Annotated in this window: 8 protein-coding genes and 1 pseudogene; 3 read left to right on the top strand and 6 right to left on the bottom strand. The window is 72.9% G+C overall.

What is annotated here, in order from left to right:
- Nucleotides 1-132 precede the first annotated feature (132 nt).
- Nucleotides 133-1,176: a hypothetical protein gene (locus ADK54_RS07765; protein WP_053724796.1), complete on the bottom strand. Its 1,044-nt coding sequence runs from the start codon at nucleotides 1,174-1,176 to the stop codon at nucleotides 133-135.
- Nucleotides 1,177-1,332: 156 nt separating this feature from the next.
- On the opposite strand from ADK54_RS07765, the gene ADK54_RS07770 reads away from it, so the two are divergent.
- Nucleotides 1,333-3,846: a helicase C-terminal domain-containing protein gene (locus ADK54_RS07770; protein WP_078966195.1), complete on the top strand. Its 2,514-nt coding sequence runs from the start codon at nucleotides 1,333-1,335 to the stop codon at nucleotides 3,844-3,846.
- 332 nt (nucleotides 3,847-4,178) lie between these two features.
- On the opposite strand, the gene ADK54_RS07775 is transcribed toward ADK54_RS07770, so the two are convergent.
- The 3 genes from ADK54_RS07775 to ADK54_RS07785 all read right to left on the bottom strand — a co-directional run bounded on the left by ADK54_RS07775 (nucleotide 4,179) and on the right by ADK54_RS07785 (nucleotide 6,168).
- On the bottom strand, nucleotides 4,179-5,369 hold the full coding sequence (locus tag ADK54_RS07775) for an SPFH domain-containing protein (protein ID WP_053724797.1): 1,191 nt from the start codon (nucleotides 5,367-5,369) through the stop codon (nucleotides 4,179-4,181).
- Nucleotides 5,370-5,394: 25 nt separating this feature from the next.
- Nucleotides 5,395-5,646 (bottom strand): hypothetical protein, encoded by a 252-nt coding sequence (locus ADK54_RS07780; protein WP_053724798.1) that lies wholly within the window; start codon nucleotides 5,644-5,646, stop codon nucleotides 5,395-5,397.
- A gap of 132 nt (nucleotides 5,647-5,778) precedes the next feature.
- Nucleotides 5,779-6,168, bottom strand: a complete 390-nt coding sequence (locus tag ADK54_RS07785; protein ID WP_053724799.1) for a hypothetical protein — start codon at nucleotides 6,166-6,168, stop codon at nucleotides 5,779-5,781.
- A gap of 206 nt (nucleotides 6,169-6,374) precedes the next feature.
- On the opposite strand from ADK54_RS07785, the gene ADK54_RS07790 reads away from it, so the two are divergent.
- Complete coding sequence (locus tag ADK54_RS07790; protein WP_053724804.1) at nucleotides 6,375-8,018, top strand: DNA repair helicase XPB; 1,644 nt, start codon at nucleotides 6,375-6,377, stop codon at nucleotides 8,016-8,018.
- A 46-nt stretch (nucleotides 8,019-8,064) separates the two neighbouring features.
- On the opposite strand, the pseudogene ADK54_RS48520 reads toward ADK54_RS07790, so the two are convergent.
- Both ADK54_RS48520 and ADK54_RS07800 read right to left on the bottom strand, forming a co-directional pair.
- A pseudogene (locus tag ADK54_RS48520) lies at nucleotides 8,065-8,566 on the bottom strand (glycosyltransferase 87 family protein).
- A gap of 159 nt (nucleotides 8,567-8,725) precedes the next feature.
- Nucleotides 8,726-8,926, bottom strand: coding sequence for a hypothetical protein (locus ADK54_RS07800; protein WP_053724801.1), 201 nt, complete (start codon nucleotides 8,924-8,926; stop codon nucleotides 8,726-8,728).
- A 188-nt stretch (nucleotides 8,927-9,114) separates the two neighbouring features.
- Between ADK54_RS07800 and ADK54_RS07805 the strand changes: the two genes are divergently transcribed.
- Entirely contained in the window at nucleotides 9,115-10,023 is a 909-nt protein-coding gene (locus ADK54_RS07805) for a sigma-70 family RNA polymerase sigma factor (RefSeq protein ID WP_053724802.1), read from the top strand.
- Nucleotides 10,024-10,061: the final 38 nt, after the last annotated feature.

The raw sequence follows: 10,061 nt of genomic DNA on the forward strand, positions 1-10,061 counted from the left end.
CCGCCGAACGCACCCCGCCCGCCCCCCGGAGGCCACGCGGCGGAGCCGCAAAGTGTCACAGCGGGAAGGGGCGGGGAGGGGTCAACCGGGGCCGGGGGCGGAGCCCCGGCGCACCCCCACCAGGCGCACCCCTCAGCGTGCGCCCCGCTGGGACCGCCACGCCAAGAACACTGCCGACGACAGCGCCGCCACCCTGATCAGCCACGGCCACATGTCCGTCAAAGCCGCCCCCATCTCGCCCTGGGCGATCGGCGCGCCCCAGCGGCCGTCCTGGCGGCCCCAGAGCCAGATCAGGCCGCCGAGCAGGGTCAGGCCCGGCATGCCCAGGACCGCCCACTTCGACTCCGCCCGGCTCAGCCTGCGGGACGCGTACGCGAGGAGCCAGCCCGCCCCCAGCGCCAGCCACAGGCCGAACAGCGCGCCCGCCACGAGGAGCGCCGCCGCGATGAGCAGGAGGGGGTTCGTCAGGCCGGGGCGTGCCTCGGCGGCTGAGCGGCGCAGGCCCAGGCGGCGCCGCCGCACCGGAGCGTCCACCACCACGTCGTCGGCCTCGACGTCCTCGGCCCCGTCCGCCGCCTCGGCCGACTCGACGGGCTCCTCCTCGCCCTCCCCCGGCGGCTTCAGGATCTCCGGGATCTCCACCCCGCCCACGAATCCGGGCACGAAGTCGCCCGCGCCGCCCACCGGCGGGCCCGGCTCGACCCGCCACCAGTCGGGCTCGACGCCCTGCGTGCCCAGCTCGTCCAGGCCCGCCAGATGCGGCGGCGCCGGCAGCGTGGGCGGCGCCGCGTCCGGTTCGAGCGAGCGCGGACGCGGGACGCGTTTGCCCCGCCCGGGGAACAACCGGTCCCGCTGAACCGGCACGGCCACATCCGGCGTCGGCTCCGCAACGTACGACCCGCCGGAGCCGGAGCCCGGTCCCTCCCCGGAGCCGAGATCCGCCCCCGAGCCGGCGGCAGCCCGCGCCACGACCTCCTCCGGTGTCCCGAACCGCCCGAGAACACGCCGTACCGTCGCCGGGGTCTCGCTCCCGAACTTCGCCCGCTGCTTGTCGATCTCGTTGCGCAGCGACGACACCAGGCGCATCCGGTCCCCGGAGGGCAGTTGCCGCTGCTGGGCCAGGTCGCCGACCCGGCTCAGGTAGTCGTAGACCAGCTGGTCGCTCTCGATCCCCACGCGCGTTTCCCCTCCGCGGACCCCGCCCTCCCCCAAGCTCTGAAGGAGCAGGGGGGACCCCCATCCACCTTGAAGAGCCGCGTCCGCCGGTCCGGTCGCGTTTCGGACACCGGCTCTGGGTCCTGACGGTAGCGCGCACGGGCTACCGTGGGGCGGATGGGGACCGGCGAGCGCAATCAGGAGGCGCACGTGCCCGAAGGAACGACCGGCGCGACGAACAGGGCTGCCACGGCACCCGGCACCGCCGCCTCGGCACCCCGCACCCTCGCCGAGGCCCTGCGCTCCCGCCCCGACGAGTCCCTCGCCGCGCTCCTGCGCACCCGCCCCGACCTGCTCAGCCCCGTACCGGGCGACCTCACCCAGCTGGCCACCCGCGCCGGCACCCGGGCATCGGTCGTCCGGGCCCTTGAGCGGCTGGACAGCTTCGCCCTGCAGACCGCCCAGGTCCTCGCGGTGGCTCCGGACCCGGCCCCGTACGACGCCGTACGCAGCCTGCTCGCCGGGGACGACGGCGATCCGGCGGTCGAGGCCGCGCTGCCCGGCGCGCTCGCGGCGCTGCGCGAGCAGGCCCTGGTCTGGGGCGGCGACGACCGGCTGCGCCTGGTGCGCACCGCCCGCGAACTGCTCGCCCCCTCCCCCACGCACCCCTCCGCGACCGGCCTCGGCCCGACCGTCGCCGAGGCGACCGCAGGGATGTCGCCCGGCCGCGTCCAGGAGATCCTCCGGGCCGCCGGGCTCCCGGCCACGCACGACCCGGTGTCCGCGGTGGCCGCGCTGACCTCGCTGTTCACCGACCGCGCGAGGATGACGGAGCTGCTCGACTCCGCGCCCTCCGACGCGCTCACCGTCCTCGACCGCCTGGTGTGGGGCCCGCCGTACGGCGAGGTGTCCGCCGATCCGCCGCCGCCGGTGCGCTGGCTGCGCGACCACGGCCTGCTCCTTCCGGCCTCCGCGCGCACCCTGGTGCTGCCGCGCGAGGTCGCCCTGCATCTGCGCGCCGGGCGCGCGCACCGCACCACCGAGCCGGTGCCGCCCGCCGTGGCGCCGCTGCGCGAATTCCGTCCACAGGTTGTGGACGCGACCGCCGCCGGTCAGGCGTTCATGGCGCTGACCACCGTCGAGGACCTGCTCGCCGAGTGGAACGAGGGCGGCCCGGCCGTGCTGCGCGCGGGCGGCCTGTCCGTACGCGACCTCAAGCGCGCCGCGACCACCCTCGACACCACCGAGCCGACCGCCGCGTTCTGGCTCGAACTCGCTTACGCGGCAGGCCTGTTGGCGTCCGACGGCGAGGCGGACGAGCGCTATGCGCCGACCCCCGAGTACGACGACTGGCTGGAGCTGCCGCCCGCCGAGCGGTGGGCCCGGCTCGCGGTGGCCTGGCTGACCGCGACCCGTACCGCCGGGCTCGTCGGCGAGCAGGACGCCAAGGGCCGCACCCTCTCGGCGCTCGGCCCCGACCTCGACCGCTCCCCCGCGCCCGAGGTCCGCCACCGCGTCCTGGCCCTGCTCGCCACCCTGCCCGACGCCACCTCGCCGGACCCCGAGTCGCTGCTCGCCCGCCTCCGCTGGGAGCGCCCGGCCCGCAGCGGCCCCGACGACCTGCGCTCGCGGCTCGCCGGGTGGACCCTGTCCGAGGCCGAGCTGCTGGGCGTGACCGGCCGGGGCGCGCTGACCACCCACGGCCGTACGCTGCTGACCCCGGCGTCCGGCGCCGTCGAACGCGGCGCGCTCGGTGCGCTCGCCGCGAAGGCGCTGGCCCCGCACCTGCCCGAGCCCGTCGACCACGTCCTGCTCCAGGCGGACCTGACGGCGGTCGCACCCGGCCCGCTCAGGCGTCCGCTCGCCGCGATGCTCGGGGTGCTCGCCGACATCGAGTCCAAGGGCGGCGCCACCGTCTACCGCTTCACCGCGGGCTCGGTGCGGCGCGCCCTCGACGCCGGCCAGACCGCCTCCGACCTGCAAGCCTTCCTGACCGAGCACAGCCGTACGCCGGTCCCGCAGCCGCTCAGCTACCTCATCGACGACGTGGCCCGCAGACACGGCCACCTTCGGGTGGGCGCCGCTTCGGCGTACGTACGCTGCGACGACGAGGCGATGCTGGGCGAGATCCTCGCCGACAAGCGCAGCCAGCCCCTTCGGCTCCGCCGCCTCGCTCCGACCGTCCTGGCCACCACGGCCGAGCCGGCCGCGCTGCTCGACGGGCTGCGCTCCATGGGGTACGCGCCGGCCGCGGAGTCCGCCGAGGGCGACGTCCTCATCACCCGCGCCGACTCCCGCCGCACCCCGCGCCGCGCGGCGCCCGTGCCGGTCCCGGACGGCCCGCCGCTGCCCGACGAGACACTGCTCGACGCGGCGGTACGGGCGATCCGGGCCGGCGACACGGCGGCGACGGTCGTACGCAAGGAGCCGGAGGCCGCGCGCACGGACGGCTCCCTGCCGCGCACGTCGTCCGCGGAGACCCTGGCGACGGTGCAGGCCGCGGCGATGACGGGGTCGGCGCTGTGGATCGGGTACGTGAACGCGGAGGGGACGGCGAGCCAGCGGGTCATCGCACCCGTGCGGGTGGAGGGCGGGTTCGTGACCGCGTACGACCACACAGCGGATGAGGTCCGCACGTATCCGCTGCACCGCATCACAGGCGTAGCAGAACTCGCCGACGACCCGGCGTGAGACCTCTGCCCTGGGGCTCCGCCCCAGACCCCGGAAGGCCCCACCCCGCCCCTTCCCGAAACCCGCCCGGGGTGAAAGAGCTTCTGGGGCTCCGCCCCAGACCCCGTTCGCGCCTAAAGGGCGCTCGTCCTCAAACTCCCCCAAGGCCTCAAGGGCCAGGGGGGACCCCATGACGGGCTGAAATGCCCTGGCGCGGGCCAGCACCGACCCTGCCAGGGGCACGGGGAACTGCGCGACCAGCCCCCACCGGCCCGCAGACTGACGGCCGTCAGGGGTTCGGGGCACGCAGCCCGAGGGAGCCCGCACCGCACCCAACACCCCCGCGGTGGCGGCTAGTCGATGTCGACCGGCCCGTCCCCCTTGCCCTCCAAGCCGGCGTTGCCGGACAGCAGACCCGGCAGGGACAGCTGGGCCCCGCTCCGGGAGTCCGGGCGCGGCTCGCCCGAACCGCTCAGGTTCTGCCGGACGGAGTCCAGGATCGTCAGACCCTGGCCCACCAGACCGGCCGCGATCTCGCCGAGCCCGTCCGCCCCGTTCAGCACGTTGACGTTCGCCCCCGCGAGACCCCCCGCCGCCTCCTTCACGATCTGCGGCAGCTGGTCGATCAGCATCCGGTCGAGCGCGACGCGGTCGTACGACGCCGCGGCCTCCGCCTGGATCTTCATGCGCTCGGCCTCGGCGATCGCGAGCACCTTGATGCGCTCGGCCTCGGCCTGGGCCGGCTTGACGATCTCGGCGACGAGCTGCTGCTGGCGGAGCTCGGCGGCGCGCTGGGCCAGTTCGGTCTGCGCGAGGAGCACCTCCTGCTGGGCGTGGGCCTGGGCGAGCGGACCGGCCTGGGCGGCCTGCGCCTGCGCGCGGTCGACCTCCGCCGAGTACTCGGCCTTCACGACCGCGGTCTGCCGCGCGTACTCCGCCTGGTTGCGCGCCGCGACCTGCTCGGCCTCGACCGAGGCCTGGGTGGCCTGCGCCTGGGCGATCTGGGCGGCCCGCTGGATGGCGGCCTTGTGCGGCGCGGACATCGCGTCGATGTAGCCGACGTCGCCGTCGTCGATGGACTGGATCTGCAGCGAGTCGACGATCAGGCCGATCTTCGCCATCTCGGTCTTCGAGGTCTCCAGCACCTCGGCCGCGAGCTTCTGCCGCTCGGTGACGATCTCCTCCACGGTCATCGAGCCGATGATGGACCGCAGGTGACCGGCGAAGATCCGGCCGGTCAGGACCGACATCTGGTCCTGGTCGGACAGGAAGCGCTGGCCCGCGTTCACGATGGACTCGGTGTCGTTGCCCACCTTGAACGCGATCACGGCACGCACGTGCAGCGCGATGCCCTGCTTGGTCACACAGGTCTCGGTGACCTCGGCCTCGCACATCGACAGCGTGAGGAAGCGGGTCTTGCGGAAGATCGGCAGGACGAACTTGCCGTGGCCGGTCACTACGCGGAACGGGGCGCCCCCGAGACCGCGCCTGCCACCCGAGATCAGCATCGCCTCGTCGGGGGCGGGCACCCGGTAACCGAACATCCTTGTCTCCTTAGAAACGAAACGTCTAGCCGGCGTCGGCGGGAGAGCCGCCCAACGCTTCCAGCGGATCGGCCCACTCGATGACGTCCACCTGGCGGGTGCCACGGGATCCGATCACGAGCACGGTCGCCCCCTTCGGCAGGGGTTCCTCCGACCAGGCGAGGAAGGCCTCCGTGCCGCCTCGTACGCTCACCACGACCTCGCCGGGTCCGGCGGTTCCACGGGTGGCGACGAACAGCACTCCGGGGCAGCCGATGACAGCATCGTCCTGATCCACGGCCTGGCGCCCCCCATCGTTCTGGTCCTGGATTCCAGACCTTAGACCTGCCGGGATCAGCCGCCTATCCTCGGGCCACCCCGTGTTGGGCCATAGGCCTCGTTCCCTGCCCTGACCTGGGGTTCGGCCCGCCTAGTCGTGCAGGTTCCAACCGAACATCAGGGCCACGCAGAGGAACACGATCATGATGGCCATGGCGAAGATCTTCGTGAGGACGAAGGCCAGCGCCACACCGCCCGCCCCGAGCCCGATCCGCGCCGGCCGCAGGGTCCGCCGGTGCGGAAGCAGCCAGCTCGTGGCGATCAGCGCGCCCGGCACCGCGTAGACCGCGACGGTCGCCCAGCCGGGCCTCGCCCCGAACCCCGACAGCGCCGAGAGGTCGATCCACGCGGACAGCACCAGAGCCAGTGTGCAGACTGAAGGCGCCACCCACCACCGGGCGTCCGGCCCGTCCGTCTTGAGCGGGAGCCACCCGGGAGCCGCCTGCCCCGGGTACGCGTAAGGGTTCCACTGCGTCGTCATGCCCCCATCCCACCGCCCACCCCCGCCCCACGGGCACCGTCCGCATACTCATCCGGTACTCATCCGCGAGCCCCCGTACTCACCGCCGACACCGGGTGCCCGCACCCGCGCACCCCATGCGCGACCCACCGAAGCCGCAGATACGGCAGACTGGAAGTTTGCCCGCCCTGCCCGGCGGGCCATCCGTCGGAAGGGACATGCCCCAGGTGACCGGACCACTCATCGTCCAGAGCGACAAGACCCTGCTCCTGGAGGTCGACCACGAGCAGGCCGACGCCTGCCGTCGCGCCATCGCGCCCTTCGCGGAGCTGGAGCGGGCCCCCGAGCACATCCACACCTACCGGGTGACGCCGCTGGGCCTGTGGAACGCGCGGGCGGCCGGGCACGACGCGGAGCAGGTCGTGGACGCGCTGGTCGAGTACTCGCGCTACCCCGTTCCGCACGCCCTGCTCGTCGACATCGCCGAGACGATGGCCCGCTACGGCCGGCTCACCCTGAGCAAGCACCCCACCCACGGCCTCGTCCTGACCTCGACCGACCGGCCCGTACTCGAAGAGATCCTGCGCTCCAAGAAGGTCACCCCGCTGGTCGGCGCCCGCATCGACGCGGACACGGTCGCCGTGCACCCCTCCGAGCGCGGCCAGATCAAGCAGACCCTGCTGAAGCTGGGCTGGCCGGCCGAGGACCTCGCCGGGTACGTCGACGGCGAGGCGCACCCCATCGAGCTCGCCGAGGACGGCTGGGCGCTGCGTCCGTACCAGAAGCAGGCCGTCGAGGGCTTCTGGCACGGCGGCAGCGGCGTGGTCGTGCTGCCCTGCGGCGCCGGAAAGACGCTGGTCGGGGCCGGGGCGATGGCCGAGGCGAAGGCGACCACGCTGATCCTGGTCACCAACACGGTCTCGGCCCGCCAGTGGAAGCACGAGCTGGTGAAGCGGACGAGTCTGACCGAGGACGAGATCGGCGAGTACAGCGGCACGAAGAAGGAGATCCGCCCGGTCACGATCGCGACGTACCAGGTCCTCACCACCCGCCGTAAGGGCGTGTACGCGCACCTGGAGCTGTTCGACTCGCGGGACTGGGGCCTGATCGTCTACGACGAGGTGCACCTGCTGCCCGCGCCGGTCTTCAAGTTCACCGCCGATCTGCAGGCGCGCAGGCGGCTCGGTCTGACCGCGACGCTGGTCCGTGAGGACGGGCGCGAGTCGGACGTCTTCTCGCTCATCGGGCCCAAGCGCTTCGACGCGCCGTGGAAGGAGATCGAGGCGCAGGGCTACATCGCGCCCGCCGACTGCGTCGAGGTCCGGGTCAATCTGACGGACGCCGAGCGCCTCGCGTACGCGACCGCCGAGACCGAGGAGAAGTACCGCTTCTGCGCGACGACCGCGACGAAGCGGAAGGTCACGGAGGCGCTGGTACGGAAGTTCGCGGGCCAGCAGATCCTCGTCATCGGCCAGTACATCGACCAACTCGACGAGCTGGGCGAGCACTTGAACGCGCCCGTGATCAAGGGCGAGACCACCAACGCCCAGCGCGAGAAGCTGTTCGGCGCGTTCAGGGAAGGGGAGATCTCCGTTCTCGTCGTGTCCAAGGTCGCCAACTTCTCGATCGACCTTCCCGAGGCGACCGTCGCCATCCAGGTGTCGGGCACGTTCGGCTCCCGGCAGGAGGAGGCCCAGCGCCTGGGCCGGGTCCTGCGCCCGAAGGCGGACGGGCACCAGGCCCACTTCTACTCGGTGGTCGCCCGGGACACCATCGACCAGGACTTCGCGGCCCACCGCCAGCGCTTCCTGGCCGAACAGGGCTACGCCTACCGGATCATGGACGCGGACGAACTCCTGGCGGACAACTGAGAGTTGGCCACGACACCTCTGGCTTGCAGGGCCACCACGGCCAGCCTCACCAGCGCGTAAGAGGAGGCCAACGGCTGCTGTCAGAGCGGTAGTTGAAGGTCCAGATCGCCTGCGTGCGGTACGAGCCGGAGGCTGCGGGCGGTGAAGACGAGGGCGAGGGCTGCGGCCGCCGCGCGAGCATCCCCTGCAGGGACTGGAAATCCCAGAGTACGAGGCAGGCGAGCGCGAGGTTGACCTGCCCGAAGAGCAGGGCCTGGAAGACGGGCTCCAGCCAGAGCGCGGCGGCGGTGGCGGCGAGTACGTAGCGAGGGCGGGGCTTGACGCCCGCGAAGCGACAGGAGCACCAGGAGTGCGAGCAGCACGGCGATGCCGCCGCAGAAGGCCGACTTGAGTACAGGGAGCGGCACATGCGCGGCCGGCACGAAGAGCAGGGTCGCGAACGGGGGGTAGGTGGCGGGCAGCTGCCACGCGGTGACGGTGAACCCGTACAAGGAGGTGGCGCTCGCGACGGCCGCACCCTCCGCCCGGTAGACCAGGTCGTCCGCCATGGGAATCCGCAGCGCGAGGCCGAGCGCTGCAAGTGCGGCAAGCGAAGCGGCGAGAAGAACCGAGCCAACGGCACGCAGTGAACGATCGGTCACCCGAAGTGACCCTACTGGGGCGGGTGATCAGCGCACGGAAGCCGCACCCGTCGGGGCCGTCGGGGCTCAGTTCCGGCGGTGGACGCCTGCCTCCTCCGCGTACTCCCCCATGACGACCACGCTGAACGCGGCACCGGCGAGGACCTTGGCGGCACGGACCGCGTTGCCGATCATGTGGGTACGGTGAGGGGCGGCACCCGAGGCGGTGGCGCCCTTGGGGACGTTGGGGCGGGCCGAGGGGGCTGGGGTGAAGGTCGCTGTACTCATATCTCCATGATGGATTCCGGACAACCCAGGCACATCGCTCCCGGGGCTGAACCTCCTCACCCCCCACGTAGTCCTCTGGTCCGACCCCGTCCCCTACGGGTATGAGCAACGATCTCCACCCAGCTGTCACATCGGCCCCCTCCCCCTTGTCAGAGCAGTGCCACCACGCGACGGAGGAATGACGAGACATGCCAGAGACGGACGACGACGAATACCTCGCGCAGCGCTTCGAGGAGCACCGCGGGCACCTGCGTGCGGTGGCGTACCGGATGCTCGGTTCGCTCAGCGAGGCCGAGGACGCCGTCCAGGAGGGCTGGCTGCGGGCCAGCCGCGCGGACAGCGGCGCGGTCGACAACCTGGGCGGCTGGCTGACCACGATCGTCGGCCGGATCTGCCTGAACATGCTGCGGTCGCGGAGCACGCGGCGGGAGGCGGCGCTGGACGTGGAGGAGTACGAGTACGTCCACGTGCCGGATCCGATCGTGGGCCCGGTGGACGTGGTGGACCCGGAGCAGGAGGTGCTGCTCGCGGACTCGGTGGGCCTGGCGCTGATGGTGGTCCTGGAGACCCTGAGCCCCGCGGAACGTCTCTCCTTCGTCCTGCACGACATGTTCGCGGTGCCGTTCGAGGACATCGCGCCGATCGTGGACAAGACGCCGGCGGCGACGCGTCAGCTGGCGAGCCGGGCGCGGCGGCGGGTGCAGGGCCGGGCGCCGTCGCCGTCCGTTGACCGCGCCCGCCAGCGCGAGGTGGTGGACGCGTTCATCTCGGCCGCGCGAGGGGGCGACTTCGAGGCCCTCCTCGCGCTCCTCGACCCGGACGTTCTGCTGCGGGCGGATGCGGGGTCACTGCCGGCGACGAAGCTGGTGCGGGGTGCGCGGGTGGTGGCCGAACAGGCCTACACCTTCCGCAAGTTCGCGGCCCTCAACCGTCCGGTCCTCATCAATGGCATGCCGGGCATCGTGGCGGCGAAGGACGGCCGTGCGTTCTCGCTGCTGTCCTTCACGCTGGGCGAGGACGGCCGGATCACGGAGCTGAACATCCTGGCGGACCCGAAGCGGATGGCAGAGCTGGACGTGTCGTTCCTGACGGGGTGAGGGGGGCGGGGCCGGGGGGCTGGGGCGGGGGCGGGGCG

Source organism: Streptomyces sp. WM6378 (genome assembly GCF_001279695.1).
Classification (GTDB): domain Bacteria; phylum Actinomycetota; class Actinomycetes; order Streptomycetales; family Streptomycetaceae; genus Streptomyces.